The sequence below is a fragment of the Curtobacterium oceanosedimentum genome (assembly GCF_040545555.1).
Taxonomy (GTDB): Bacteria; Actinomycetota; Actinomycetes; order Actinomycetales; family Microbacteriaceae; genus Curtobacterium.
This window is the reverse complement of the sequence record NZ_JBEPMD010000009.1, coordinates 26144-51219: the sequence shown is the minus strand read 5'-3', so window position 1 is coordinate 51219 and position 25076 is coordinate 26144. Positions and strand designations below refer to the sequence as shown.

At 72.2% G+C, this 25076-nt stretch carries 28 protein-coding genes; 15 read left to right on the top strand and 13 right to left on the bottom strand.

Annotation, left to right across the window (positions count from 1 at the left end; all coding sequences use genetic code 11):
- Positions 1 to 87: 87 nt before the first annotated feature.
- From ABIC52_RS11235 to ABIC52_RS11225, 3 genes are all read left to right on the top strand, one after another.
- Positions 88 to 987 carry a DNA-3-methyladenine glycosylase family protein gene (locus ABIC52_RS11235; RefSeq protein WP_354027384.1) on the top strand — a complete coding sequence of 300 codons (900 nt, stop codon included), beginning with the start codon at positions 88 to 90 and terminating at the stop codon, positions 985 to 987.
- Between the two features lie 64 nt (positions 988 to 1051).
- Positions 1052 to 1240 carry a hypothetical protein gene (locus tag ABIC52_RS11230; protein WP_058750533.1) on the top strand — a complete coding sequence of 63 codons (189 nt, stop codon included), beginning with the start codon at positions 1052 to 1054 and terminating at the stop codon, positions 1238 to 1240.
- A gap of 102 nt (positions 1241 to 1342) precedes the next feature.
- Complete coding sequence (locus ABIC52_RS11225; RefSeq protein ID WP_126892121.1) at positions 1343 to 1855, top strand: GNAT family N-acetyltransferase; 513 nt, start codon at positions 1343 to 1345, stop codon at positions 1853 to 1855.
- A gap of 24 nt (positions 1856 to 1879) precedes the next feature.
- Here the strand turns inward: ABIC52_RS11225 and ABIC52_RS11220 are convergent, their stop codons facing one another.
- Together ABIC52_RS11220 and ABIC52_RS11215 are read right to left on the bottom strand one after the other, a co-directional pair.
- Positions 1880 to 2737: an NAD-dependent epimerase/dehydratase family protein gene (locus ABIC52_RS11220; protein WP_354027350.1), complete on the bottom strand. Its 858-nt coding sequence runs from the start codon at positions 2735 to 2737 to the stop codon at positions 1880 to 1882.
- Positions 2738 to 2796: 59 nt separating this feature from the next.
- Positions 2797 to 2982, bottom strand: coding sequence for a hypothetical protein (locus tag ABIC52_RS11215; RefSeq protein ID WP_126892119.1), 186 nt, complete (start codon positions 2980 to 2982; stop codon positions 2797 to 2799).
- 303 nt (positions 2983 to 3285) lie between these two features.
- Between ABIC52_RS11215 and ABIC52_RS11210 the strand changes: the two genes are divergently transcribed.
- The 7 genes from ABIC52_RS11210 to ABIC52_RS11180 all read left to right on the top strand — a co-directional run bounded on the left by ABIC52_RS11210 (position 3286) and on the right by ABIC52_RS11180 (position 8064).
- Complete coding sequence (locus tag ABIC52_RS11210) at positions 3286 to 3969, top strand: ABC transporter substrate-binding protein (protein ID WP_126891427.1); 684 nt, start codon at positions 3286 to 3288, stop codon at positions 3967 to 3969.
- 132 nt (positions 3970 to 4101) lie between these two features.
- Positions 4102 to 4800, top strand: a complete 699-nt coding sequence (locus ABIC52_RS11205) for a YceI family protein (protein ID WP_126891426.1) — start codon at positions 4102 to 4104, stop codon at positions 4798 to 4800.
- Positions 4797 to 5312, top strand: a complete 516-nt coding sequence (locus ABIC52_RS11200; protein ID WP_209675957.1) for a sigma-70 family RNA polymerase sigma factor — start codon at positions 4797 to 4799, stop codon at positions 5310 to 5312. The genes ABIC52_RS11205 and ABIC52_RS11200 overlap by 4 nt, the downstream gene beginning before the upstream one ends.
- Complete coding sequence (locus tag ABIC52_RS11195; RefSeq protein ID WP_354027349.1) at positions 5309 to 6064, top strand: anti-sigma factor; 756 nt, start codon at positions 5309 to 5311, stop codon at positions 6062 to 6064. Before ABIC52_RS11200 ends, ABIC52_RS11195 begins: the two co-directional genes overlap by 4 nt.
- 7 nt (positions 6065 to 6071) lie before the next feature.
- Positions 6072 to 6947 (top strand): serine hydrolase domain-containing protein, encoded by an 876-nt coding sequence (locus ABIC52_RS11190; protein ID WP_354027348.1) that lies wholly within the window; start codon positions 6072 to 6074, stop codon positions 6945 to 6947.
- Between the two features lie 139 nt (positions 6948 to 7086).
- Entirely contained in the window at positions 7087 to 7827 is a 741-nt protein-coding gene (locus tag ABIC52_RS11185; protein WP_126891422.1) for a M23 family metallopeptidase, read from the top strand.
- Between the two features lie 54 nt (positions 7828 to 7881).
- Positions 7882 to 8064 (top strand): hypothetical protein, encoded by a 183-nt coding sequence (locus tag ABIC52_RS11180; protein WP_126891421.1) that lies wholly within the window; start codon positions 7882 to 7884, stop codon positions 8062 to 8064.
- Positions 8065 to 8110: 46 nt separating this feature from the next.
- On the opposite strand, the gene ABIC52_RS11175 is transcribed toward ABIC52_RS11180, so the two are convergent.
- The gene (locus tag ABIC52_RS11175; RefSeq protein ID WP_209675961.1) at positions 8111 to 8575 is read right to left on the bottom strand and encodes a MarR family winged helix-turn-helix transcriptional regulator; all 465 of its coding nucleotides are present in this window, start codon (positions 8573 to 8575) and stop codon (positions 8111 to 8113) included.
- Between the two features lie 118 nt (positions 8576 to 8693).
- Between ABIC52_RS11175 and ABIC52_RS11170 the strand changes: the two genes are divergently transcribed.
- Positions 8694 to 12296, top strand: coding sequence for a proline dehydrogenase family protein (locus ABIC52_RS11170; RefSeq protein ID WP_354027347.1), 3603 nt, complete (start codon positions 8694 to 8696; stop codon positions 12294 to 12296).
- Between the two features lie 35 nt (positions 12297 to 12331).
- Positions 12332 to 12544: a hypothetical protein gene (locus tag ABIC52_RS11165; protein WP_126891771.1), complete on the top strand. Its 213-nt coding sequence runs from the start codon at positions 12332 to 12334 to the stop codon at positions 12542 to 12544.
- A 10-nt stretch (positions 12545 to 12554) separates the two neighbouring features.
- On the opposite strand, the gene ABIC52_RS11160 is transcribed toward ABIC52_RS11165, so the two are convergent.
- The 8 genes from ABIC52_RS11160 to ABIC52_RS11125 form a co-directional block, all read right to left on the bottom strand.
- The gene (locus tag ABIC52_RS11160; RefSeq protein ID WP_209675964.1) at positions 12555 to 12920 is read right to left on the bottom strand and encodes a hypothetical protein; all 366 of its coding nucleotides are present in this window, start codon (positions 12918 to 12920) and stop codon (positions 12555 to 12557) included.
- Positions 12917 to 13912, bottom strand: coding sequence for an SDR family oxidoreductase (locus ABIC52_RS11155; RefSeq protein ID WP_126891769.1), 996 nt, complete (start codon positions 13910 to 13912; stop codon positions 12917 to 12919). Before ABIC52_RS11155 ends, ABIC52_RS11160 begins: the two co-directional genes overlap by 4 nt.
- 87 nt (positions 13913 to 13999) lie before the next feature.
- Entirely contained in the window at positions 14000 to 15271 is a 1272-nt protein-coding gene (locus ABIC52_RS11150; protein ID WP_354027346.1) for a phosphatidylserine decarboxylase family protein, read from the bottom strand.
- Between the two features lie 100 nt (positions 15272 to 15371).
- Positions 15372 to 17114 (bottom strand): hypothetical protein, encoded by a 1743-nt coding sequence (locus tag ABIC52_RS11145; RefSeq protein ID WP_354027345.1) that lies wholly within the window; start codon positions 17112 to 17114, stop codon positions 15372 to 15374.
- A gap of 89 nt (positions 17115 to 17203) precedes the next feature.
- Positions 17204 to 17986, bottom strand: a complete 783-nt coding sequence (locus tag ABIC52_RS11140; RefSeq protein WP_354027344.1) for a YqjF family protein — start codon at positions 17984 to 17986, stop codon at positions 17204 to 17206.
- Positions 17983 to 18813, bottom strand: a complete 831-nt coding sequence (locus ABIC52_RS11135; protein ID WP_354027343.1) for a nitroreductase family protein — start codon at positions 18811 to 18813, stop codon at positions 17983 to 17985. Before ABIC52_RS11135 ends, ABIC52_RS11140 begins: the two co-directional genes overlap by 4 nt.
- A gap of 28 nt (positions 18814 to 18841) precedes the next feature.
- On the bottom strand, positions 18842 to 19213 hold the full coding sequence (locus tag ABIC52_RS11130; RefSeq protein ID WP_354027342.1) for a hypothetical protein: 372 nt from the start codon (positions 19211 to 19213) through the stop codon (positions 18842 to 18844).
- Positions 19214 to 19324: 111 nt separating this feature from the next.
- Positions 19325 to 19762, bottom strand: a complete 438-nt coding sequence (locus ABIC52_RS11125; protein WP_058729711.1) for an Lrp/AsnC family transcriptional regulator — start codon at positions 19760 to 19762, stop codon at positions 19325 to 19327.
- Positions 19763 to 19997: 235 nt separating this feature from the next.
- Between ABIC52_RS11125 and ddaH the strand changes: the two genes are divergently transcribed.
- Positions 19998 to 20885: a dimethylargininase gene (gene ddaH, locus ABIC52_RS11120; RefSeq protein WP_354027341.1), complete on the top strand. Its 888-nt coding sequence runs from the start codon at positions 19998 to 20000 to the stop codon at positions 20883 to 20885.
- 2 nt (positions 20886 to 20887) lie between these two features.
- Positions 20888 to 22159 carry an ornithine--oxo-acid transaminase gene (gene rocD / locus ABIC52_RS11115; protein ID WP_354027340.1) on the top strand — a complete coding sequence of 424 codons (1272 nt, stop codon included), beginning with the start codon at positions 20888 to 20890 and terminating at the stop codon, positions 22157 to 22159.
- 70 nt (positions 22160 to 22229) lie between these two features.
- On the opposite strand, the gene ABIC52_RS11110 is transcribed toward rocD, so the two are convergent.
- Positions 22230 to 23225 carry an SDR family oxidoreductase gene (locus ABIC52_RS11110; RefSeq protein WP_354027339.1) on the bottom strand — a complete coding sequence of 332 codons (996 nt, stop codon included), beginning with the start codon at positions 23223 to 23225 and terminating at the stop codon, positions 22230 to 22232.
- A gap of 58 nt (positions 23226 to 23283) precedes the next feature.
- Entirely contained in the window at positions 23284 to 23460 is a 177-nt protein-coding gene (locus ABIC52_RS11105) for a hypothetical protein (protein WP_354027338.1), read from the bottom strand.
- 146 nt (positions 23461 to 23606) lie between these two features.
- On the opposite strand from ABIC52_RS11105, the gene ABIC52_RS11100 reads away from it, so the two are divergent.
- Positions 23607 to 24617 carry an aldo/keto reductase family protein gene (locus ABIC52_RS11100; protein WP_354027337.1) on the top strand — a complete coding sequence of 337 codons (1011 nt, stop codon included), beginning with the start codon at positions 23607 to 23609 and terminating at the stop codon, positions 24615 to 24617.
- Positions 24618 to 25076 lie beyond the last annotated feature (459 nt).

Below are 25076 nucleotides of genomic sequence, written 5' to 3'. Positions count from 1 at the left end.
TCCGGCCCGTCCGGTCGGCGTCCGGGTGCGTCCGGCCGGGGTGTCGGGACGGGCCGCGCCACCGCTGCGGCCGTCCGCGTCGACACCGTGTACCGGCCTGGAGGCGCGGTGGACGTCCGCGCGACCCTCCGGCCCCTGCAGCGCGGCTCCGGCGACCCGGCCTTCCAGGTGGTCGGGTCCGACACGTGGCTCGCGCTGCGCACGCCGGCCGGGGCTGCCTCGGTGCTGGTCCGCCGTGCCGGCACCGACGCGATCGCGGTCTCGGCGTGGGGTGACGGTGCCGCGTGGGCGGTGACCCACGCGCCGGACCTGCTCGGACGCGACGACGACTGGTCCGAGCTCGACGTCAGCGCCCATGCCTTCCTGGCCGAGGCCAGACACCGGCAGCCGGGGTTACGGCTGCTCCGGACGAACACCGTCGTCGCGATGCTCGTGCCGGCGATCATGGAGCAGAAGGTGACCTCTCGGCAGGCCTGGCGCGCCTGGCGGTACCTGCTCCGGCGCTTCGGCGAACCGGCACCCGGTCCGGCGCCCGCGGAGATGTTCGTCCCGCCGGCCCCCGAGCAGTGGGCGCAGATCCCGAGCTGGGAGTGGCACAAGGCCGGCATCGAGCCCGGGCGTTCGGCGACGGTGATGCGGGCGGTCAAGGTCGCGCCGGCGCTCGAGCGGACGCTGGCACTCGGTCGCGGCGGTGCGGTCGTGTCGCAGCGGCTGCAGTCGGTCCCGGGCATCGGGCAGTGGACCGCGGCTGAGACGGCGCAGCGGGCGCACGGGGACCCGGACTCGCCGAGCGTCGGGGACTACCACGTGCCGGCGCTCGTCGGGTGGGCGCTGACCGGCGGTCCGGTGGACGACGACGGGATGCTCGAGCTGCTCGAACCCTGGCGTGGGCACCGCGAGCGGGTCGTCCGGCTGATCGGGGGCTCGGGCTTCCGGAAGCCGGCGTTCGGCCCGCGGATGACGATCCAGGACCACCGCTGGCACTGAGCCGGACAGGGGCGCAGCCGCGTCGTAGGCTCCATGTGAGAACCGATCTCACGAAGGAGGAACCATGTCGGACCCGAACACCACCCCCGCCGCCGAGGCGGAGGAGCACCGCGTCGCCGAGCACGACGTCGCCGACCACGACCACGAGCAGGACGGCGGCGAGCACGAGACCGTCGAGCACGGCGACCACGTCGACTTCGTGCACGACGGCCACCGTCACGCCCGTCACGAGGACCACTACGACGAGCACTGAGCGTCGCTGACGCGACCGACGACGGCCGGGAGGGGCGTGGCGGAGCCGCCACGTGCCTCCCGGCCGTTCGCCGTGCGGTCGTACGCCTCCTACGCTGGCCGCATGACGACGATCATCCGCTCCGCTCGATCATGCGATGCGGATGCCGTCGAGCGGATCGAGAACGACGCGGACCAGCTGTTGATCGATCACCTCCACGCTGACGTCTGGGCTCCGGCTGCACACGGCAGCGCGCGGCTCGCGGAGTCCGGCTTCCTGCTCGTCGCCGAGGTCGAGGGTGAGATCGCCGGCTTCGTGCACGTGCTCGAGGTCGACGGCACCTGTCACCTGGAGCAGCTCTCGGTCCGCCCGGTGTCCTCGCGGCGGGGACTCGGTCGGGCGCTCGTGGAGGCCGCGAAGAACCGAGCCCGCGAGCGTGGGTACGACCGGATCTCCCTCCGCACCTACGCGGACGTGCCGTGGAACGCGCCCTTCTACGCAACGGTCGGCTTCCTCGAGGAGGAGCCCGCCACGCCCTTCCACCGGTCGCTGATCGAGGCCGAGGCGCAGCACGGTCTCGATCGGTACGGGCGACGGGTGCAGATGAGCGCACCCCTCGGGCACCCGCGTCAGTAGGAGCTGCGTCGATCGTCCGATGACCTACGGGTGCCGGGTGCCCTCGCCGGCCAGTACGGCGCGGTAGCCCTCGCGGAACGTCGGGTACCGCGGCTCCCAACCGGTCGAGCGGAGCAGGGCGTTCGCGAGTCGCTTGTCGCCGCCGGCCTGCCGTCCCTCGGGCTCCGCGACCGGCGGCTGCTGGACACCGAGCTCGTCCGCCAGGAACGTCAGGACGTCGTCGAGCCGGACCGGTTCGTCGTCGGTCCCGAGGTACGTCGGCGCAGGGTCGTCCACGGTCGCGAGGTGGACGAGCGCTGCGGCGGCATCGTCCCGGTGGATGCGGTTCGTGTGCGGCGAGGTGCGGGACGACAGCCTGGCCTGCCCGGACCGCACCTGGTCGATCAGTCGCTCGCGCCCGGGCCCGTAGATGCCGGACAGCCTGACGAGCACGGCCTCGGGTGCTCGGTCGCGCAGCAGTGCCTCGGCCTCGAGCAGGACGCCCGCGGTCGGGGTGCTCGCCCGTGCCGGGGTCTCCTCCGTGACCTCGCTGCCGTCATCGACGTCGTAGACCGCGGTCGAGGACACGACGATCACGCGCGGCGAGGCACCGGACGCCGCGATGCCGTCGAGCACGTTCCGCAGGCCGTCGACGTAGGTCGCGCGGTACTCGTCCACGTCGCGGGACCCGGCGGCGAAGGCCACCACGACCATGCCCGTGTCCGCGTCGATCGACGGCACCTCGTGTCGGAGGTCGACGCTCCGGCCGATGATTGGCGCGGGGATGCGCTCGGCGCGACGGCGGAGTCCGGTGACCGGGTGGCCGAGCGCCGCGAAGCGCAGGCCGGCCTCGGTGCCGAGGTCGCCGCAGCCGGCGATGACGACGGGGGAGTGGTGCTGCATGCTCCGAGCTTGTCAGGTGCTGGTCGGAGCGGCCCGAGCGGGTGCCCGGGCCGCGGCGGTCAGACCTGCTCGTTGTCGGGCGACTCGGGCTCGCCGCCGGAGTCGACGTCGCTGTCCTGCTGCGGGTCCTCGGTCGCGTTGCCGGTGGACGAGCCGTCGGGCAGGTCCTCGGTGCGCTGGAACTCGCTCTCGGGGGCGTCCGTGGAGCCGTCGGTCGGGGTGGTCTCGTGCTGCTGGTCGCTCATGGGGCCGACGCTACGCGGGAGCGCCTCCGCCGCCGTCCGGCCAGGAGCGTCCCCCGCGATCGGGATCCGATCGCACTGCTCGAGTGTCGGGAGGGGCACCACGTCCCCCGAGTTTGTAACGGAGAGGTAACGAACCCGAACTCGTCCAAACCCTTCGGCCGAGGGCGTCGAAACACTGTCACAAGCCGGGAAACACCCGGAGCGCTCACCAGCCGCAGGTAGCTGGTTCTCCACCCCTGTGCGGGGTGTGTTCGGCGCGCACTCAGGGAATCGCGCCGAGCGCGACAACGGAAGGAACCCATCATGCGCAAGTCCATGAAGACCTCGATCACCCTCGCCACCACCGGCGCTCTCGTGCTGGGTGGTGCCGCGTTCGGCATCAGCACCGCGAACGCTGCGACCCCGAACGTGCAGACGGTGTCCTCGTCGTCCGAGTCGAAGATCCCGGCCCCGGTCGCGTCGGTGCCCGAGGTCAAGGGTGGCAACACCGCCGTCGCGCTCGACAAGGGCTTCACCGACGCGCTGACCTCGCTGGGGCTGACCCCGGGTGTGTCCGGCAACGCCAAGCTCGAGGACGGGTCGGTGTCGTTCCCGATCACGGCCGGTTCGGTGACGTACTGGAGCCCGGACGGCAACTACCGCCCGTACGTGCAGGGTCTGCTGAACCACGACGACTCGGGTCTGACGCTCAAGGCCGGTGACACCACGGTGACGCTGGAGAACTTCGTCGTGAACCCGGGCTCGTCCAAGCTCTACGGTGACGTCCTGGTCAACGGTCAGGTCGCCGCGTCGAACGCGTACCTGTTCTCGCTGCACGGTGGCACGCTCAAGCCGCTCCAGCTCGAGGGTGACAACGCGATCCTGACCGGCACCACCGTCCACGTCTCCGACGACGCTGCGGGCCTGCTGAACCAGACCTTCAAGACCGACGCCGTCAAGGGTGGCCTGCTGGTCGGCACCGCGACCATCACCGCCCAGATCAAGTAAGCGCAGATCGAGGAACACCCCCGCGGGACATCACCGCACCCCACGACGCGAAGGCGCCGCCCCCGACCACGGGGACGGCGCCTTCCGCCGTACCCGGGTGAACGATCCGGCCCCCTGTCTCGTCGTCTGGGCATGGGACTCCGCACACGCACGAAGGTCATCATCGGCATCGCCACCGGTGTCGTCGTCATCGGCGCCGCCGCCGTCATCGCCGGCCCGGTCATCTACGCGAACACGGTCAACGGCCAGGCCGCAGCAGCCCCCTCGCTGAGCGCCGCGCCGTCCGGCTCCGGCGGGACGCTCGACACCGCGCAGGCCGACGGCACCTGGACGAGCACGAGCAGTTCGTACGCCGGGTACCGCGTGCACGAGGTCCTGCAGGGCAATGATGTGAACGTGGTCGGACGGACGAAGGACGTGCAGGGCACCGCGACGGTCGAGGGCGGTTCCCTCACGAAGGCGACGGTCACGGTGCAGGTCGCGAAGATCACCACGCCCGAGTCCGCCCGCGACGAGTACTTCCGCACGAAGGCCCTGCAGACCGACCGCTACCCGACGGCGACGTTCGCGCTCACCGAGCCCGTCGACGTCTCCGGCGCGCTCGACGGCAGCACGCAGGACGTCACGCTCACCGGCACGATGGACCTGCACGGCGTCGAGAAGCCCGTCACGGCCGACGCGCAGGTCGCGGTGACGAAGGACGGCGGCGTCCAGGTCGTCGGCTCGGTCCCGATCACCTTCGCCGACTACGGGGTCGAGGCCCCGTCGCTCGGCTTCGTCACCGTGGACGGGAAGGGCTCCGTCGAGTTCTCCCTCGACCTGGCGAAGTGACCGTGACGAGCCGTTCCGCCGACGAGCTGCTGGCGACGCTGTACCGCGAGCACGGCGACGCGCTCACCCGGTACGTCCGGCACCTGACGCGGGACGGCTCGATCGTCGAGGACGTCGTGCAGGAGACGATGGTGCGCGCCTGGCAGCGACCGGCCGTGCTCGAACGAGCACCCGACAGTGCCCGCGCCTGGCTGTTCACGGTCGCCCGGAACCTGGTCGTCGACGACGCCCGCTCCGCACGCAACCGGCGTGAGCAGGGCTCCGAGCACCCGGTCGACCGTGCCGAGGCCGACCGGACGGACGCGGTGCTCGACCGCATCGTCGTCGCGGACGCGCTCGCCTCGCTCAGCCCGGACCACCGCCGCGTGGTGGTCGACGCCTACTGGCTCGGCCACACCGTGCCGGAGATCGCACGACGACACGACATCCCCGAGGGCACCGCGAAGTCGCGGTTGCACTACGGGCTGCGGGCCCTCCGGCTCGCACTGCAGGAACGAGGAGTGACCCGATGAGCGTGGACCCGACCGCGCACGACCGCTACGCCGAGTGGGACGCCGCGTACGTCCTCGGCTCGCTGCCGCCCGACGAACGGCTCGAGTACGAGCGGCACCTGGAGACGTGCGACCGCTGCACGGCGGCCGTCGCCGAGCTCGTGGGCCTGCCCGGCCTGCTCGCGAAGCTGCCGGCCGACCAGGCGGTCGAGATCGCGGAACCGGACGGGAGGCCCGACACGCGTTCCGAGGGCTCCCTCGCCGCCGTCGCGCACCGCGTCCGGCACCGTCGGCGTCGTCGTCGGGTCTGGATCGCCGCCACCGCGGGGCTGGCGGTCGTCGCCGCCGTGCTCGGCGGGCTCGCCGTGGGCACTGCCGGTGACCGCGGTGGCACGGTGCAGGCCGGTGGCGCGCCGACGACGTCCGCACCGACGACCTCGGGAGCAGGTGCCCGCTACACGATGACTGGCTCGCAGGGCCTCGACGTCGACCTGGCCGTGCGTCGCGAGCAGTGGGGCACGCGCTTCGACTGGGGCTGCTCCTACGGCGGTAAGCAGTGGTCGGCGGACGGCTCGGTCATGTACGACCTCGTGGTGGTCCGGAAGGACGGCTCCGTGCAGACCGTCGCGTCGTGGTCGGCCGCCGGGGCCGAGGCCCGCGGGCTGTCGGCGTCGACGGACGTGCCGCGCGACGACATCGCCGAGGTCCAGGTCCGGCTGCGCGGGGAACGCGGGTCCCTGGCGAGCACCGACCTCGCCGAGCACGCGGGATGATGGCCGGGTGAACCGCGCCGTGCCCGTGCTCGACGACGTCGTCCGTCAGGTCGAGCGGACGGGCTTCCGCGCCCACGGCCTGCACGTCCTGGTCGGCGACGACACCGCCCACCACCACTGGTCGGCCGACGTCCGCCGCGACGTGCACTCGATCGCGAAGGGCGTGGTCGTCCTGGCGGCCGGGATCGCCGCGGACGACGGGGTGCTCTCGCTCGACGAGCCCGTCGGCGCGCTGCTGCCCGACGTCGTGCTCGGACCGGGAGTACAGGACGTCACGCTCCGACACCTGCTGACGATGACGAGCGGCATCGACATGCCGTGGTCGCCGACCGAGACGAGCGACTGGCCGGACCTGGCGCGGGAGTTCCTCGGGCGCCCGACCGCCGGACGGTCGTTCCAGTACGCCAACGCGAGCACCTACACGGCCGCACGAGCCCTCGGCGCCCGGATCGGTGACGTCGGCTCCTTCGTGCAGGAGCGTCTCCTCGGTCCGCTCGGCATCGAGGACGTCCGGTGGGACCGCTGCCCACTCGGCCACGTCGTCGCCGGCGGCGGGCTGTGGCTCCGCACCGCCGAGGTCGCATGCATCGGCCGGTTGCTGCGCGACCGCGGCGCGGCGGACGGTCGGCAGCTCGTCCCCGCGGCGGTCGTCGACGCGATGCACACCGACTGGGTCGTGGCGGGGTCGTCCCCGTCGTACGACCACTACGCCCTCGCAGGGTGGGGCGGCCCGGGCCGCACCTGGCGGCTGCACGGGGCGTACGGGCAGCTCGTGCTCCTGGACCCGGTCGCCGACGCCGTCGTGACCCTCACGGCGGACGACCACGAGCGAGCCGACGTGACGGCCGCAGCGGTCGCGGAGGTGCTCGCAGCCGTCCGCTGAGCCGACCCGGGCGAGGTCGCGTCGCACCCCGCGAAGGGGGGACGGAACGGTCGGTTGAGTTGCCGACTACAACCGCGAGCCCGGTGCTCGTACGGTCGTCCACGGGGGACGAAGGGGTCGTCCTCCGGAGAGGGGAGATGTGGACACCACATCGAACGAGGGCTCGCCGACCAGGCGCCAGCTCCTCACACTCGCCGGTGCAGCAGCAGGGGCTGCAGCGCTGGGCGGGATCGGGTTCTCCGGTGCCCCGGCCTTCGCGGCGGTGGCCTGGCGGTACCCGTTCCGCGAGCGACACGTGGTCTCGTCGGGGTTCGGGCCGCGCGAGTCGCCGGGCGGGGTCGGCAGCACGAACCACCAGGGGATCGACTTCGCCGCCGGTACCGGAACACAGATCTACGCGATCGCCGCGGGGACGGTGATCGACCAGTCGACGACGACGGGCTACGGCTGGCTGACGAAGATCCAGCACGGTGACGGGTACGTCAGCTGGTACGGCCACCAGAGTGCGTTCCAGGTCAGCAAGGGCGCCAAGGTCTCGTCCGGTCAGAAGATCGGGCGGGTCGGGAGTACCGGGAACTCGACCGGGGCGCACTTGCACCTCGGTATCACGCTGAACGGCACCTTCATCGATCCGGCGCCGCTCATCGTGAACGCTCCGCTCCCCGGGGACTCCGCGCCTCCGCAGCAGCTCGACGACGACTTCACGATCATCCGGTCACCCGGACGCGGCGCAGCCGTCCTCGGCGCGGGGTACTTCCGCAGCCTGCCGACGGCCGAGTTCGAGCAGTGCGCGATCGCTCTGTTCGGCGACCCGGTCGACGGGAACGACCGGCAGTTCGACCTCTGGAAGGCCACCGCCATCGGTGGCACCAAGGCCTGACCGGCCCTTCCTGTCCCCCTGTACGCAGACACGCCCTGACGAAGGAACGACACCATGAAGCTCATCCAGTCCACCAACCGCGGCATCGCGATCATCGGCCCCGGCTACTTCAAGGGCCTGAGTGCCGGCGAAGAGGTCACCCAGGCCGTCAACCTCTGGGGCAGCCCGACCATCGGCAACGACCGGCAGTTCGACGTCTGGAAGGCGATCGCGCTGCAGGGCACGACCGCCGGCTGATCCGGTCGCGCACGAGGCCCGTCGGGACGCTCCGTACCGACGGGCCTCAGTCCTGTGGTTCGACCGGGCCGAGCGCCTCGAGGACGCGGTGCGAGACGGACCGCAGGGTGTCCGCATCGGTCGCAACGGGCCTCCAGAACAGCTCCTCGAGTGCCGCGGTGTGCGCGCGGATGCCGGCGAGCACCGCGCGTCGACCCTCGGTCGTCATCGTCACCCAGCTGCCCCGCCCGTCCGTTGGGCAGTCCGCACGCTCGACGAGCCCGCGCCCGACCATCCGGGTGACCTGGTGGCTCACGCGCGACTTCTCCCACCCGATGCCTGCCGCGACGTCGCGGACCCGCAACCGGTGGTCGGGAGCGCGCTGCAGGCCGATCAGGATCTCGAACTCCGGGATCGAGATGCCGGCCCCCTGCTGGACGGCCTGGTCGAGCGCCCGGTCGAGCCGACGCCAGACGTCGTGGAAGGCGTCCCAGGTCGCCCAGTCGTGCCCCTCGCCGCCCTGCTCCGCCATGTCGGCCAGCGTAACCAGCGGTGGTGCCACGGGCACGAGGATCATCCGTTCGGCTGACTCCGGGACGGCACTCGGCGCGCTCAGAGGTCACGTCGGACGCCCGGCATACGATCACTCCATGCCGACCCCGCACCTCCGAGACTGCACCGACGACGTGGTCACGCTGGCACAGGGGTGGATCGAGGCGGCCCGCGCCGTGAAGCCGGAGCCCGCCGCCGCGCGTCTGGCGGAGCTGTTGGCCGACGATCGCGGCGCGGAGTTCGCCCGCACGTTCGTCGACGTCGTGGTCCGGCCGGAGGACCCGAAGGTCGTCGCCCGGAACCTCGAGCGTGCGAGCCGAGCGGTGCCGGACGACCTCGCCTGGTACCTCCGCGGCGCGGTGACGGTCGGCGGTGGCTTCGCGACCATGGCACCGTGGGCGGTCGTCCCCTCGGCGCGGAAGGTGCTGCGGCGGCTCGCGGGACACCTCGTCGTCGATGCCACACCGGCGCGGACCCCGGCAGCGTTGGCGAAGGTCGGTGGTCCGGACACCTGCGTCGACGTCGACCTGCTCGGCCCCGCCGTGCTCGGACCGGCCGGACGTGACCGACGGCTCGCGGCGATCGACGAGCTCCTGCGCCAGGACGTCGCCGCCGTGACCGTCGACCTCGACGCCGTGCTGCCGCCGGTGTCCCCGTGGGACCTCGACGCCGCCGTCGCCGACGCGGTCGAGCACCTCACACCGCTCCTGCACACCGCGGCGAGCCGACCGACCCCGCCCCTGATCACCCTGCAGACGGGGCGGGCACAGGACGTCGAGCGCACCGTCGCGGTGCTGCTGGCGCTGCTCGGTCGGGACGCCACCGCCACGCTCACCCTCGGGGTCACCCTGCCCGCCGAGCTGCCCGAGTCGCTCGACCTGCTCGACCGGGTGACGGCGGCGGCGCGGGAGCGACGGGCAGCCGGCGGGGCGCCTGTACGCGTCCGGTTCACCAAGGGCTCGCTCCTCGCCACCGATCGGGTCGACGCCGTGCTCGGGAGCCGGCCGCTCGCCGTGACCGCGGACACCCGCACGACGGACACCGCGTTCCTGCGCCTGCTCGACACGGCGATCGATCCCGAACGGACGGACGCCGTGCACGTCGGCGTCGCCACCCACGACCCGTTCGCCCTCGCGACCGCGCACGTGCTCGCCGAGCGCCGCGGCGTGCTCGACGCCGTCGGACCCGAGGTGTTCCTCGGGACGACCCGGTACGCCGAGGTGCTGCGCAGGGCGTTCGGCACCGTGGTCCTCGGTGTCCCGCTCGTGCGACCCGACGAGTTCGACGCCGCCGTCCCGTACCTCGCCCGCCGCCTGCGCGAGGTCGCCGACCCCAGGTCCGTGGTGGCCGCTGCCGGAGCTGTGGGGCCGGCTCGTGCGGCGACGACCGCTGCGGCCGCGGCGGGCGCTCCCGGCTCGGAGGACGACGCCGCCGTCGAGCGTGCCGCAGCCGAGCACGTCGACGCCGTGGCCGCCCTCGTCCGTCCCGCGCCGGCCACCCGTCGCACGCAGGACCGCCGCCGGCCGCCGGGTGACCCGGTGCTGCGTTCGGCTGCCGAGAACACCCCGGACACCGACCCCTCGACGTCGGGCAACCGCGCCTGGGCGGCCGAGCTGCTCGGGCGGGTGCCGGAGTCGCAGCGGGGCGTCCGGACCATCCGCGCCGCCCGCATCACCGACCGCGGACACCTCGAACGACTCGTCGCCCGCACCGCACAGGCCGGCGTCAACTGGGGCCGGCAGGACCCGGAGGACCGCGCCGAGCTGTTCGACCTGATCGGCCACGCGCTCGAGACCCACCGAGGCGCACTCGTCGAGACGATGATCGCCGAGGTCGGCCTCACCCTGAGCGAGGCCGACGGCGAGGTCAGCCGGGCCGTCGACGCCGCCACGCACGCCGCCGACCGGACGCGGCACCTGGACGACATCACCGGCGCCGTCCCGGTGCCGCCGCGCCTGACGGTCGTCGTGGCGTCGTGGAACGCACCGCTCCTCGACGCCGCCGACGGCGTGCTCACCGCGCTCGCCGCGGGCAGCGGGGTCGTGCTCCAGCCCGCCACCGCCGCCCGACGCACCGGGGCCGTCTTCGCCGACGTGCTCTGGGACGCCGGGGTGCCGCACTCCCTGCTCCAGCTCGTCGACCTCGACGGCAGCGACCTCTCCCGCGACCTCGTGGCGCACCCCGCCGTCGACCGCGTCGTGCTCACCGGTACCCCCGACACCGCCCGCTCCTACCGCTGGTGGCGCGCGGACCTGCCCCTCGTGGCGGAGACCACCGGGGTCGTCACCGCGGTCGTCACCCCCTCGGCCGACCTCGACCAGGCGGTGCGGGACGTCGTGACCTCCGCCTTCGCCCGAGCCGGACAGGCGGCGTCGGCGGTGTCGCTGCTCGTGCTCGTCGGCTCCGTGGGAGAGAGCCCGCGCTTCCGCGAGCAGCTCGCCGACGCCGTCCGGGGCCTGCGCACCGCGTGGCCGACGGACCCGACCGCCCAGGTCGGCCCGCTCGTCGCCGAGCCGACCGGCGCCGTCCGGACCGCACTCACCGAACTGCGTCCGGGGGAGTCCTGGCTCGTCGAACCGGTCGCGCTCGACGACACCGGCCGGCTCTGGTCGCCCGGCGTGCGCGACGGGGTCCGTGCCACCGCCGACCTGTCGCGCTCCGCGGTGCCGGCACCCGTGCTCGACGTCGTGCGCGTGGAGACCCTCGACGAGGCGATCGCACTGCAGCACTCCGTCGACGGTGGCTCCGTCGCGGCACTCCACACACTGGACCCCGACGAGGTCGCGACCTGGTCCGACCGAACCCGCGCCGGCGTGCTCGTCGTCGGCCGGCCGACGACCGGAGCCCGGCCCGGACGCCAGCCCGTCGGCGGGTGGCGGGGGACCGCGGTGGGACCGACCGTGCACCGCGGCGGCCCGCTGGCCGTGATCGGTGCGGACCGCTGGGACCCGACCCGACGACAGCCGCACCGGAACATCCAGCTGCAGGGACTCGGCAACCGGGTCACCGCGGTGATCGAGGCCGCGCGGGCCGGACTGTCCTTCGAGGAGTTCGACCGCGTCCGCGCCGGGGCCGAGAGCGACGCCGCGGCCCGGGCGTCGCTGTACGGCCGGTCGCGCGACACGGCGGACCTGGTGGTCGAGCGCAACGTCATCCGCTTCCGCCCGCAGTCGGTCGTGGTCCGGCAGTCCTCCGGCGTCGGGGCCGGCGAGCTCGTCCGCGTGCTCGTCGCTGCGACCGCAGCCCGCGCGCACGTGCTCCTCAGCACCGCCCGACCCCTGCCCGCCGAACTCCTGCCGCTGTTCTCGAGGGCCCGGTCCCCCCTCGACGTGGTCGACCAGGTCGTCGAGGACGACGCCACGTTCCTCGGCCGTGCGGCAGCGGGCACCCTGCTGCAGGACGGCTGGTCGGACGGGACGGAGCCCGAACTCGACCCGATCGACATGGTGCTCGCGCAGGGGGCGGAGCCGCGGCGCAACGTCGCCTTCGGCGGCCCGGGGTCGCGCGTGCGGCTGCTCGGCGGTGACGCCCGGGCCCTCGAGGAGGCCCTGGGCGCCGGCACCGACACGACCATCCACGACGATCCCGTGGTGGAGTCCGGCATCGTCGAGATGCTGCACTTCCTGCGGGAGCAGACGGTGTCCGTCGTCGCGCACCGGCACGGTGACGTCTCCCGGGCGTTCAGTCGACTGCGGCTCTGAGGGACGGGACCGGACGCGAGCGTAGCGTCCGGAGCATGAACGCACGAGCGAACGACGACGAGGTCCAGACCGCCCCCGTGATGGACGGCGCGACCGAGGCCACCAACGACGAGAAGCTGCACGGCCTGGTCGAGCAGGTCGAGCACGACCACGGTCACGAGGGTGCCGGCGTGATGGCCGACCACCTGCGCGACCGCATGGACGAGACGGGTGTCGAGGAGGAGCACCCGATCGACGAGGTCGAGTAGTCCGTCCCGGTCAGCGTCGGCGCGGGCGTCCGCGTCCCGTGCCGACGAGGCCGATCTCGAGCGCGGTGAGCACCACCGCGACCACGAGCTGGCGAGCGGCGAACCCGCGCGTCTGCCGGTCGAGGGCGATGAGGGGCACCATCGTGACACCGTGCGTGGCGTCGACCGCTGCACCGAGGACGTGTGCCTCCGGTGCGGCCGCACGGGTGAGCAGCGCGGCCTGCACGAGCTGACGCACACCGAGCACGCGACCGAACACGGCGACCCGGCCCGTCGACCCGCGCGAGGCGAGCAGGTGGGCGACACCGATGGCGGCGCGGAGCCCCTCGACCCACCGAGCTCGCTGCCGACGGTCCCTGCGGGTGCGGCGGCTCACCGGCGCTTCCCCGCGGCCAGGGCGATCGCACCCGCGACACCGACGGCGGCGCCGATGATGCCGTTGCCGAGCCGGCGGTGCTCCACCCACCAGGTCTGCGGCGACCAGGCGTGCGCCGAGTCGTCGAAGACGCCGTGCGCGCCGTGGTCGCCGGGGACCGGCTCGTGCAGGTTCGTCGGCAGCGACTGCCCGTCCTTCTGCTCGGCCTGCTGCCCGCTCACCAGGGTCTTCGCCGCGTACCAGTCGGCGAAGCGGCCGCTGATCCGGTTGCCCAGGATCGTGTAGACGGTCGACTCGCCCACCCACGTGCGACGGCGCGGCCGTTCGGCGGTGACGGCGATCGCCCGGGCGCCGACCTCGGGCTGGTAGATCGGTGCGACGGGCTGCGGGTGGTGCGGCAGCAGCGACTTCACCCAGTTGAACTGCACGGTGTTGAGTGCCGGCATGTCGACGCGGCTCACGGCCACCCTGCTGCCCTGCTCCGTGAGCTCGGACACCACCGACTCGGTGAACCCGACGATGGCGTGCTTCGCGCTGCAGTAGGCGGCCTGCAGGGGGATGCCCCGGAAGCCCAGCGCCGAGCCGACCTGGATGACGTGCCCGCGGTCACGGGGGACCATGCGCGCGAGCGCCGCGCGGGTGCCGTTCACGAAGCCGAGGAAGTTGACGTCGACGGCGCGCTCGAAGTCGTCGGGCCCGGTGTCCGTGAAGCGCCCGAAGACCCCGACCATCACGCAGTTCACCCAGAGGTCGATCGGCCCGAGCTCCTGCTCGGTGCGGTCGGCGGCGGCTTCGACGGCCTGGCGATCGGCCACGTCGGCGATCAGCGCGAGCCCACGGCGACCGACGGCCTCGACGTCGGCGACCGCGGCGTCGACACCGTCACGTCCACGGGCGAGGACGGCGACGTCCCACCCCCGGGCCGCGAGTTCGCGGACGGTCGCCCGCCCGAGTCCTGCCGAACCACCGGTCACCACTGCCACGCGCGTCATGCTGTCCGTTGTACGCAGGTCCGTGTGCACGCCGGTCCAGCCGGTGTCCCCCGGGCGCTGCGCTGCCGCCGGGCTCGCGCAGCGGGATCAGCCCACGGACCGCTGCCGCGCCGTCGCTAGGTGCGACCGCACGGGCAGCACCGACGGCTCCTCTTCCGGCGCCTGCGGGAGCGCCCCGAGCGAGAACGACTCGACCACGTCCGGCCCGAACAGCACGCACACCGACGATCCACCGAACTGGAAGTACCCGAGCTCGTCGCCCTTGCCGACCCGCGTACCGGCCTCGATCCCCTCGCCGATCACGCACGACGACACGTCGGACATCCCGACGAACACGACCGCGATCGTCCCGATCGTCGGATCGTCGGCGTCGATGAGCAGGATCGCGCGGGTGGCGACGTGTGCCAGGTACCCCTGCGACAGCTGCGGCTCGGCGGCATCGGCGCCCTGCGAGGAGGCCTCGGAGTAGTAGGTGCCCGGCTCGACCCAGGCACGCAGGACGGTCCCGGCCACCGGGCTGTGCCAGCGGTGGTACTCGAGCGCGCTGAGGAAGGCCTGCCAGACGGTGCCGTCGACGAACAGGTCGGCCGTCTCGTCGCCGGCGAGCAGCTCCTCGACCGAGTACGGCTCGGCCTTCGCCCAGAACTCGTCGAGCCGGTGGACGCGGCTCGCGATCCGGTACGGGGTGGCCTCGCACGGGCTGACCACCACGGCGTCGTCGTCGGGAGACGCCACCGGCCGCTCACCGTCCTTGAAGCGCCGCGTGAAGAAGTCGTTCCACGACCCGAAGCCCCAGTGCTCGGCATCGGCGTCGTGCTCGAACCGGTCCATGCCGACCGCCCGCCGAGCAGCGTCGCTGCACCACCCGGAGGGCGCGTCGACGAGCACCTCGAGGGACTTGTCGCTCGACAGGAAGTCGCACCACCCCTGCAGGATCGTCCGGAGCGCGTCGTTCACGCGCGGGTCCCGGTAGAAGGCGAAGCCCGCCGGGGTGGCCTTCGTCCAGTCGAGCACGCCGTCGAGCGGGGTCATCACCATCTGCTCGTCGCTGTACTCGGGCGCGGTCGTGATGACCTCGTCGACGAGTTCGAGCAGTTCCGCGAACGACTCGAGGTGCCGGTCCTGGTACGCACGACCGGCGGGGACCTGCTCGATCATCTGGTGTGCGTGCATGCGCAGGACGGGGTCGCCCTCGACGAGGTCGCGGAGGGCCGAGACCGCGGGGTGCAGGGCCCGGTCGGGGTCGCGCTCCTGGCGGCGTTCGCGACGCCCGCGGAGCCAGGCCTCGAGCCCGCTCTGGTCCTGCGGGAGCCATCCCGCTCGACGTCGGACGTCCTGCTGCTGCGTTCCACCGGTCACGTCAGGGACGCTACTCAGCTGCGGAAGGGAGCGTTCCGTCGCGGAACGACGGAACCCCGCCGGTCGACCGACCGGCGGGGTTCCTCGGGCCGCTTCCGCGTCAGCCCTCGACGGTGATGCTGATCGTCTTCACGACGTCCCACACGTTGCCGTGCGACTTCGCCATGAAGGTGAGTCGGCACGCGCCCGGTCGCTGGTACAGGTCCGCGGTGAAGCGCCCGTCGGTGACGGGGAACTCCTCGGCCTGCTTCCCGTTGACGAGGACGCGCACCGAGTCTCCCGGAGCGGTGCCGGTGTACGTGGCGAAGCCGTGCGAGTCGAGGTGGACCGTCCCTGACTGGTCGACCGTGAGGTCCGTCACCGGCAGCACGGCACCACCGTCGCCGGGCTGCTCACCACCGCTGCCGCTGCCGTCGCCGGTGACGGTGTAGTTGAGCGTGTCGTCGGCGACGGGGGTGCCGTTCTCGGTGGCGGAGAGGCTGATGATCGCGAAGTGTCGTCCGGGCGCTGCCGGTACGTCGACGGACCAGCGGCCGTTCTCCACCTTGGTGGTCGCGAGGACGTTGCGCACGTCGTCGGTCGCGGTCACCCAGCCGCCGGAGGCGCGGCCGGAGATGGTGACCTTGCCGTCCTTCGGCGTGAGTTCGGCGCCCTGTTCCTGGTCGATGCGCAGCGACCCGCGGTCGACGTGCTCGCCGCCCTGGTCGCCGGCGACGGTGTAGTTGAGCGTGTCGTCGGCGACGGGGGTGCCGTTCTCGGTGGCGGAGAGGCTGATGATCGCGAAGTGTCGTCCGGGCGCTGCCGGCACCTCGACGGACCAGCGGCCGTTCTCCACCTTGGTGGTCGCGAGGACGTTGCGCTCGTCGTCGGTCGCGGTCACCCAGCCGCCGGAGGCGCGGCCGGAGATGGTGACCTTGCCGTCCTCCGGCGTGAGTTCGGCGCCCTGTTCCTGATCGATGCGCAGCGACCCGCGATCGACGTGCTCGCCGCCCTCGTCGCCGTCGCCGGGCCGCTCGCCGCCCTCGTTGCCGTCGCCGGGCTGCTCACCGCCCTGGTCGCCGTCGCCGGGCCGCTCGCCGCCCTGGTCGCCGTCGCCGGGCCGCTCGCCGCCCTGGTCGCCGTCGCCGGGCTGCTCGCCGCCCTCGTTGCCGTCGCCGGGCTGCTCGCCGCCGCCGAACGTCCAGGACTCGACGGACTCGATCGACTGCTTCGCCCCGAGCACCTGCTTCGCCCGCACCTCGTTCTCACCCTTGCGGAACTCCACCACGACCGTGGCGACCCCGTACTCGGACGCACGCGCGACCGTCGAGCGGCCGTTGACGACGACCGTCACCTCGGCGCCCGGCAGCGCTTCGAACTCGACCTCGTGGGTCAGCTGGCCGCGGGCGACCGCGGCGGAGATCCGGTCGGTCTCCGTTTCCGAGATGAGGTTCTCGGGTGCCGAGAGGGGCATGCCCCGGAAGTCGAGGTCGACCGCGCGGGGCGTCGAGCCCTCCCCGGTGTCCACCGTGTACCGCGCGATGTCCGCACCGGTCGGCTTCACCAGGAAGCTGACGGGCGAAGCGGGGCTGCCGTCCTCGACCCGGACGACCTCGCCGGTCGGATCGAGGAGCCGGACGACGGTGTCACCGCTGACTGCGATGGTCACCTTCACGTACTGGCTGGCGTCGCGACCGAGCTGCTCCTGCTGCACATCGGTGATCGTGGTCGCGGTCGTCGAGCGGGAGGACGCTGCGGGCGACGTGTGCTGACCGGGAGCGGCGAACGCGCTCGCGCTGGCGCCGACGGCCAAGCAACTCGAGAGGACCACTGCGGATCCGATGACCATGGGACGGAAGTTCATGGCGTTCCTTTCGGAGACGGACTGGGTCTCCGAATGATGACGGCGTCGAAATGTTGTACATCGATACAATGCTGAATGCGAGCACTACCTCAGCGCCCTCGCGCGAAGCGCGTGGTCACCCCCGGCGAGTACAGCACCGAGTCCGGTTCCAGCCCGGACAGCCCGAAGGGCAGCCCCGCAGCCGCCACCAGGTCGTCCCGCAGCGACACGAGGGACGCGCGGTGCAACGGCCACGCCTCGTGCTCGTTCGGCCAGTACCGCGTCGCACCCACCCGCCGCACGTGCATGCCCCACCGTGCCGTCAGGAACGTCTCGAGCGGCGTCGGCTCCTCGACGACGTCTCCCACGCGCACGTCGAAGGTCGATCGCAGGTGCGTCCCGTGCCGCCGCATCGCGTACCCGACCCGGTCGTCGGTCCTCCGGATCGCCGCGTGCGCCCACCAGTACGGCAGACCCGTCGCCACCCGCGCGCCGACCGTCGGCAGCAGCTTCCCGGCGTCGAGCGACAGGAACGCGACACCCCGCCGGCCCTGGTCGTCGCGCGTGTAGACCCGCACGTTGACCTCGACGAAGTCGCCGACGCTGCCGGCTCGGCCGAGCCGACCGAGCGGCGGGAAGCGCGTGTCCGTGAACCGGAAGCCGATGAGGCCCACCCACGTGGTGACCCCGTCGTCCGTCCCGTCGAGCGCCATCGTGTCCGGGAAGGCCCCGTCGGGCAGCAGCGGTGCCACCGCCGACACGTCGACGCGCCAGTGCACGAACACCACGTCGAGCCAGTCCTGCGAGATCCACGGCACACCGCGCAGGGGCGGCGCCTCCGGCGAGACGGCCGGGAGGCCCCGCTCGCCCCCGTCAGGCCGTCCTGCGGTCACGAGACGGTCCCGTCGGTCGCGCGTGCAGCGTCCGGCACGTCGTCCCACCCCTGCTGCGGGGTGTCGCAGGTCCCGCGGAACACGTACTGCGACGGGCGCTTCCGCTCGTTCGACACCCAGTCGATGGCCGGACGCCGACGCTCCGGCGGCAGGTACCCGATCCGGTACACGGCCATCAGCTCGAGTTCCGGCGGCACCGCGAGGAGCTGCTCGACCTCGGCCCAGGCCTCCTCGATCTCCATCGGGAAGGACACGAACTGGATCCCCAGGCCGAGCTCGGTCGTGGCGAGCCAGACGTTCTCCATCGCCGCGCCCATGCTGAACACGGAGTAGAAGGCGTTGCGCGCCTCCTTCCGGTACTCGTCGCGGTCGAGCATCACCCCGAGCAGGAGCGGTGACCCGGCGACGAGCTTCCGGTTCTCCTCGCCGAGGGTCTGCGGCACCCGGAGCGTGTTCATGAGCAGCTGCCCGCGCTTCGTGAACACCTGCTTCGTGAAGGGCTTGAGCGGCCCGGGGAGCTTGTCGAACAGCATCCCGTCGCGCCGCTCGTCCATCTCGGCCTGCGAGAACCGGAAGTACGGCCGGTAGCGCGCGAAGAACGACCCCTCGGCCATCGTCCTCGTCATCGACCGGCCGCTGATGTCGGCGATGCGATCGATCGTGTCCCGCTCCTCGACGATCACGAACCGCCACGGCTGGCTGTTCAGCTGCGAGGGTGCCCGCCCGGCGAGCTCCATGAGCAACCGCTGGTGTTCCTCGGACACCGGGTCGGGCAGGAACGCCCCGTTGGTCGTGCGTCGGCGTCGGATGGCCTCGAAGAGCTCCACGTGCGTCCCTCGTGTCTCGTGGTCGTGGTCAGCGCCGTGCGAGCAGCGCCCCCAGGTAGGACGGTGCGGCGGCGACCGCGACTCTCCAGTGTGCTCCCGAGCGGGGGTTCGTGCGTGGAGCGAGTGCGAGGGGCACCAGGGCCGGCAGCAGGAAGAGTGCCGAGCGGTCGCGGGTCCAGACGGGGGTGGTCGCGGCGACGCCGGTCAGGGTCGCGGTGACGACGAAGAGGCCGTGGTGCACGACGCGGAGCTTCTTCGTCCGGATGATCCGGACCGCGACGGCGGTGCCCCAGAGGCAGTTCGCGACGTACGCGACGGCGGCCGCGGTGACCAGGCGGCGGGCCGCCGGCCGACGTGCGGGGGCCGTGCCGCGCCTCCAGGCCGTCATCCCGATCCCCACCACCGCGACCCTACGCGCAGAACACTCGCAAGACGCAACGTGGGCGCTCCCTCGCAGCGCTGTGCCGCTGCGCACTGTCGCCGACGTTGCGTTTCGCGGAAGAGATGGGGGCTACGCGGACTCGCGGCTGACCAGCTTGGACAGGACGATCGCGCTGCGGGTGTGGTCCACCTGCGGGGCCAGGCGCACCCGGTCGAGCGCCAGCTCGAGCGCCGGCAGGTCCCGCGACCGCATGTGCACCACGGCGTCGGCGCTGCCCGTGACCGTGCCCGCGTCGACGACCTCGGGGACGGTGTCGAGCAGCGTGCGGAGCTCGTCGGGTGAGACCGTGCCGCGGCAGTACAGCTCGACCCAGGCCTCGGTGCCGCGGTCCTCGACCGCGGGGTCGACCTTGATCGTGAAGCCCTGGATGACCCCGTCGGCGACCAGGCGATCCACCCGACGCTTGACCGCGGACGCGGAGAGTCCGACCACCGACCCGATGTCGCCGTAGCCGGCTCGGGCGTTCTCCCGGAGCTGGTCCAGGATGCGGTGGTCGAGCGTGTCCATGTTCGTCAATCGTACGCGGGGTTCTTGCGAGCCGGGTGGGTCCGACGCAGGAATCGTGCGTCACCCGAACGGGTGCCACCCGCTCGTGGACGCGGTACTGCACCGACCGGACCGTTCGTGCAAGACTCTGGGCAGGCGTCGACCTGGTCCGCCTCCGGCGAGTGAGCCTGCGTCTCGCCGGAGCTCTCCCGTGGTGGTTCCTGGCAGGCTCGGGCCAGAAGTCCCAGGAGGACTGATGTCGAACACCGCAACCGAACCGCAGGCCGCACCGGCCCGTGTCGCCACGAAGCGCACGATCCTGATGTGCAAGCCGACGCACTACACGGTCAGCTACCGGATCAACCCGTGGATGCACCCGGAGGAGCCGACCGACACGTCGAAGGCCGTCGAGCAGTGGCAGTCGCTCGTCGACGTCTACGAGCAGCTCGGCTTCGACATCTCGTACATCGAGCCGATCGAGGGCCTGCCGGACATGGTCTACGCGGCCAACGGCGGCTTCGTGCTCGACGGCGTCGCGTACGGCGCGAAGTTCCAGTACCCCGAGCGCCAGCCCGAGGGCCCCGCGTACATGGACTGGTTCCGCAGCGCCGGCCTGACCGTCGCCGAGCCCGAGGAGACCAACGAGGGCGAGGGCGACTTCCTGCTCATCGGCGACACCATCTTCGCCGGCACCGGTTTCCGCTCGGACAGCACCTCGCACGAGGAACTCGCCCGCATCTACGGCCGCGAGGTCGTCACTCTGAAGCTCATCAACCCGAGCTTCTACCACCTCGACACCGCCATCGCCGTGCTCGACCCGGAGCCCGACGCGTCCGGCCGTTCGAACATCGCCTATCTCGAGAGCGCCTTCGACGAGGCCTCGCTGGCGATCCTGCACGAGCGCTTCCCGGACGCGATCATCGCCACCGAGGAGGACGCCGCGATCCTCGGACTCAACTCGTACTCCGACGGCTACAACGTCGTGATCGCCTCGCGCGCTGTCCGGTTCGCCGAGCAGCTGCGCGAGAAGGGCTACAACCCGATCGGCGTCGACCTGTCCGAGCTCCTGCTCGGCGGCGGCGGCGTGAAGTGCTGCACGCTCGACCTGCACCCCGTCGGCACCGGCACCTCGGTCGCGCGGTAGCCGTGAGCGCCGCGACCGGAGCCGGTACCCAGAGGGGTACCGGCGCGTCCGGCGACGCCGCCGCACTCGGTGGTGCCACCGCCGCTGCGCTCGCCGTCGAGGACCGCTCCCTCGCCCACAACTACAGCCCGCTGCCGGTCGTCATCGCGTCCGGCCAGGGCGCGTGGGTGACCGACGTCGACGGCAAGCGCTACCTGGACGGACTCGCCGCGTACTCCGCGGTGAACTTCGGCCACGGCAACCCCCGGCTGCTCGACGCCGCCCGGGCCCAACTCGACCGGGTGACCCTGACGAGCCGCGCGTTCGTCAACGACCGGCTCGGCCCGTTCGCCGCCGCTCTGGCGTCGCTGACCGACACCGAACTCGTGCTCCCGATGAACACCGGTGCCGAGGCCGTCGAGTCGGCGATCAAGGTCTCCCGCGCCTGGGGCTACCGGGTCAAGGGCGTGCCGGCCGGGCAGGCCACGATCGTCGTCGCGTCCGGGAACTTCCACGGCCGCACCACGACGATCGTCTCGTTCTCGGACGACCCCTCCGCCCGCGAGGACTTCGGGCCGTACACGCCCGGCTTCCGGACGGTGCCGTACGGCGACGCCGCGGCCCTGCGGGAGGCGATGGACGAGACCGTCGTCGCCGTCCTGCTCGAGCCGATCCAGGGCGAGGGCGGGGTCGTCATCCCGCCCTCCGACTACCTGCCGGCTGTGCGCGGGATCTGCGACGAGTTCGGCGCGCTGTTCGTCGCCGACGAGATCCAGTCCGGCCTCGGGCGGACGGGGCACACCCTCGCCGTCCAGCGCGTCGACGTCCGCCCCGACCTCGTCACGCTCGGCAAGGCCCTCGGCGGTGGGATCGTCCCGGTCTCCGCGGTCGTCGGCTCCCGCGAGGTGCTCGGCGTCCTGCGTCCGGGTGAGCACGGGTCGACGTTCGGCGGGAACCCGCTCGCGGCCGCCGTCGGGTCCGAGGTCGTCGCGATGCTCGGCGAGGGCACCTTCCAGCAGCGCGCGCTCGACGGGGAACCGCTGCTCCGCGGGCTGCTGGACGAGCTCGTGGGGCACGGAGTGGTCTCGCACCGCGTCGCCGGGCTCTGGGCGGGGATCGACATCGACCCCGCGCTCGGCACCGGCAAGGAGATCGCGCACGACCTGGCCGACCGGGGCGTGCTCGTGAAGGACACGCACGGGTCGACGATCCGCTTCGCGCCGCCGCTCGTCGTCACCGACGACGAGGTGCGCCTGGCGATCGGGACCCTCGGCGAGGTGCTGGCCGCGCGCTAGACGCGACCACCTGTCGGACGGGAGGCGCGTGGCGGGTCCGCCACGCGCCTCCCGTCCGTTGCGCTCCGCGTCAACGCACCTGCCACCGCTCCACGAGCTGGTCCATCAGCCCGTCGAGCCGCTCGTCCGTGACCTGGCGCGACGGGTCGGCGTCGAACCACGCGACGATCTCCCGCGCGCCCTGCCGGATCGACGTCGTCTGCGCGAACTCCGGCACGAGCGTCTGCACCTTCGTGTTGTCGAACACCGAGGTGTTCGCCTTGTCCCCGAGCAGGCTCGCACCCCAGTCGGCGTCGAGCGCGTCGATCGCATCGCTCGGCACGTGCACGATCTGCAGGTCGTCGACCCCCGCAGCCACCGCGAGCTCGTGCGCGATGCGGTCCCAGGTCGGCGCCTCGTCGCCCGTGATGTGGAAGGCCTCGCCGATGGCCTCGGCCCGGTCGAGCAGCCCGACGAAACCGACCGCGAAGTCCCGCGCGTGCGTGATCGTCCACAGCGAGCTGCCGTCCCCGCACACCACGACCGGCTTCCCCGCACGCATCCGTCCGAGCACTGTCCACCCGCCGGAGAACGGCACGAGCGTCTCGTCGTAGGTGTGCGACGGCCGGATGATCGTCATCGGGAAGTCGTCGTCGCGGTACGCCTCGACGAGCAGGTCCTCGCACGCGATCTTGTCGCGCGAGTACTGCCAGAACGGGTTCTTCAGCGGCGTCGACTCGGTGATCGGCAGGTGCGTCGCGGGCGTCTGGTACGCAGAGGCCGACGAGATGAAGACGTACTGGTTCGTCCGACCGGTGAACACCTCGATGTCCCGCTGCACCTGGTCGGGCGTGAACGCCACGAAGTCGATGACGACGTCCCAGTGCTGGTCGCCGATCGCGGCTTCCAGCGCGGTGCGGTCCGAGACGTCGGCCTGGAGGCGCGTCACGGCATCCGGGATCGGCCGCTTGTCCGTCGCGCCCCGGTTGAGCACGGTGACGTCGAACCCCTGCTCGACGGCTTCGCGGACGCACGCGGCGCTGATGATGCCGCTGCCGCCGATGAACAACACGCTCGGTCCCGACATGGATGCTCCTTCGCTCCCGGCGGTGCCGCTGTGCACCGCGCCCCTGCGATCCTGCCCCTCAGCCGCTGGGTCGGGCGTCGAGGACCGCGCCGAGCGACGTCACGTCCGCCGCCCACTCGGCGGCTGCGGGGTGGACCCAGCCGAGCAGGTCGAGTGCGTCCTGGAGGTCGCGGTGGACGTTGCGCTCTGTACACTCGACGACGAAGACCCCGGAACGATCCCTGGCGAACGCCACATCGCCGGGGTTTCGTCTTGCGCGGTCTGCTACTGATACATCACCGTACCGGCCCATCGGCGAAGAGTGGAAGCCGTCGGGCCGCTGCGGACTACCGTCGCGGGTCGGGGCGCACCGACGCGCTCCACGACAGGAGTGACACGCACATGGAGTACCGCTACCTCGGCAACTCGGGCCTCAAGGTCTCCGAGATCACCTACGGCAATTGGCTCACCCACGCATCCCAGGTCGAGAACGACGCGGCGATCGCCTGCGTCCGGGCCGCCCTCGACGTCGGCATCTCGACGTTCGACACTGCCGACGTCTACGCGAACACCGGCGCCGAGACCGTCCTCGGCGAAGCACTCAAGGGGGAGCGTCGCCAGTCGCTCGAGATCGCCACGAAGGTCTTCGGTCCCACCGGCCCGAAGGGGCACAACGACACCGGGCTGAGCCGGAAGCACATCCTCGAGTCGATCGACGGGTCGCTCGAGCGGCTGCAGACCGACTACGTCGACCTGTACCAGGCACACCGCTTCGACCACGAGACCCCGCTCGACGAGACGATGCAGGCCTTCGCCGACGTCGTGCGGCAGGGCAAGGTCCTGTACGTCGGCGTCTCGGAGTGGACTGCGGACCAGCTCCGGGCCGGCGCGGCACTGGCGAAGGACCTCGGGTTCCAGCTCATCTCGAACCAGCCGCAGTACTCGGCGCTCTGGCGGGTCATCGAGGGCGAGGTCGTCCCCGCGTCGAAGGAGCTCGGGATCTCGCAGATCGTCTGGTCGCCGATCGCCCAGGGGGTCCTGACGGGCAAGTACCAGCCCGGTCAGCCGCTGCCCGAGGGCTCGCGTGCCACCGACGACAAGGGCGGCGCGAAGATGATCGAGCGGTTCATGAACGACGAGACGCTGTCGGCGGTACAGGAGCTGAAGCCGATCGCGGGCGAGCTCAGCCTGTCGATGGCGCAGCTCGCCGTCGCCTGGGTGCTGCAGAACGAGAACGTCGCGTCGGCGATCATCGGCGCCTCGCGTCCGGAGCAGGTGCACGACAACGCCGGCGCGGCCGGGGTGCAGATCCCTGCCGAGCTGATGTCCCGTATCGACGACGCCCTCGGGTCGGTCGTCGAGCGCGACCCGGCGAAGACGAACGACAGCAGCCCGAAGACCCGCGAGGCCTGAGGCCGCGAAGCGCCGGCGGCTCGCGGTCAGCACAACGGGAAGCACGTCGCGCCAGGGAAGTCCGTGGCGCGACGTGCTTCCCGTTGTGCGCGAGCAGGTCGAGCCGCCGAAGTGCGACGAGCGCCGGGTGCGGCCGTCGGCCGGGCGCACCCGGCCGGGAACGCAAAAGAGCCCCTCACTCTCGTGAGGGGCTCTTCACCGTGGCTGGACACGGCATCGATCCGTGGACCTTTCGATTTTCAGTTGGATCAGGGATCGGGAACGTGACCGAGGCAACGCCGATTTTCAGCACCGTAGGCGACTTGAAGCCTCCATGGTGCTAGTTCCTCCTCATCCGACCAGCTGGGTTTCCGGCACAAAACCGGCCCCACGAGGTTGTCTGTGCGCTGAGCTGGCGCTTTGGGGCCAGGGCGGTCCGTGAGGGCAGGACTGGAGTGGGCAGTGGGGCGCACATGCGCA

What these genes read in the sequence shown, in the direction of transcription:
- ABIC52_RS11230 (WP_058750533.1), top strand. Translation starts at nt 1,052, where the DNA reads ATGTCGGACCCGAACACCACCCCCGCCGCCGAGGCGGAGGAGCACCGC.
- ABIC52_RS11225 (WP_126892121.1), top strand. Translation starts at nt 1,343, where the DNA reads ATGACGACGATCATCCGCTCCGCTCGATCATGCGATGCGGATGCCGTC.
- ABIC52_RS11220 (WP_354027350.1), bottom strand. Translation starts at nt 2,737, where the DNA reads ATGCAGCACCACTCCCCCGTCGTCATCGCCGGCTGCGGCGACCTCGGC.
- ABIC52_RS11215 (WP_126892119.1), bottom strand. Translation starts at nt 2,982, where the DNA reads ATGAGCGACCAGCAGCACGAGACCACCCCGACCGACGGCTCCACGGAC.
- ABIC52_RS11210 (WP_126891427.1), top strand. Translation starts at nt 3,286, where the DNA reads ATGCGCAAGTCCATGAAGACCTCGATCACCCTCGCCACCACCGGCGCT.
- ABIC52_RS11205 (WP_126891426.1), top strand. Translation starts at nt 4,102, where the DNA reads ATGGGACTCCGCACACGCACGAAGGTCATCATCGGCATCGCCACCGGT.
- ABIC52_RS11195 (WP_354027349.1), top strand. Translation starts at nt 5,309, where the DNA reads ATGAGCGTGGACCCGACCGCGCACGACCGCTACGCCGAGTGGGACGCC.
- ABIC52_RS11180 (WP_126891421.1), top strand. Translation starts at nt 7,882, where the DNA reads ATGAAGCTCATCCAGTCCACCAACCGCGGCATCGCGATCATCGGCCCC.
- ABIC52_RS11175 (WP_209675961.1), bottom strand. Translation starts at nt 8,575, where the DNA reads ATGGCGGAGCAGGGCGGCGAGGGGCACGACTGGGCGACCTGGGACGCC.
- ABIC52_RS11170 (WP_354027347.1), top strand. Translation starts at nt 8,694, where the DNA reads ATGCCGACCCCGCACCTCCGAGACTGCACCGACGACGTGGTCACGCTG.
- ABIC52_RS11165 (WP_126891771.1), top strand. Translation starts at nt 12,332, where the DNA reads ATGAACGCACGAGCGAACGACGACGAGGTCCAGACCGCCCCCGTGATG.
- ABIC52_RS11155 (WP_126891769.1), bottom strand. Translation starts at nt 13,912, where the DNA reads ATGACGCGCGTGGCAGTGGTGACCGGTGGTTCGGCAGGACTCGGGCGG.
- ABIC52_RS11145 (WP_354027345.1), bottom strand. Translation starts at nt 17,114, where the DNA reads ATGAACTTCCGTCCCATGGTCATCGGATCCGCAGTGGTCCTCTCGAGT.
- ABIC52_RS11125 (WP_058729711.1), bottom strand. Translation starts at nt 19,762, where the DNA reads ATGGACACGCTCGACCACCGCATCCTGGACCAGCTCCGGGAGAACGCC.
- ddaH (WP_354027341.1), top strand. Translation starts at nt 19,998, where the DNA reads ATGTCGAACACCGCAACCGAACCGCAGGCCGCACCGGCCCGTGTCGCC.
- ABIC52_RS11110 (WP_354027339.1), bottom strand. Translation starts at nt 23,225, where the DNA reads ATGTCGGGACCGAGCGTGTTGTTCATCGGCGGCAGCGGCATCATCAGC.
- ABIC52_RS11100 (WP_354027337.1), top strand. Translation starts at nt 23,607, where the DNA reads ATGGAGTACCGCTACCTCGGCAACTCGGGCCTCAAGGTCTCCGAGATC.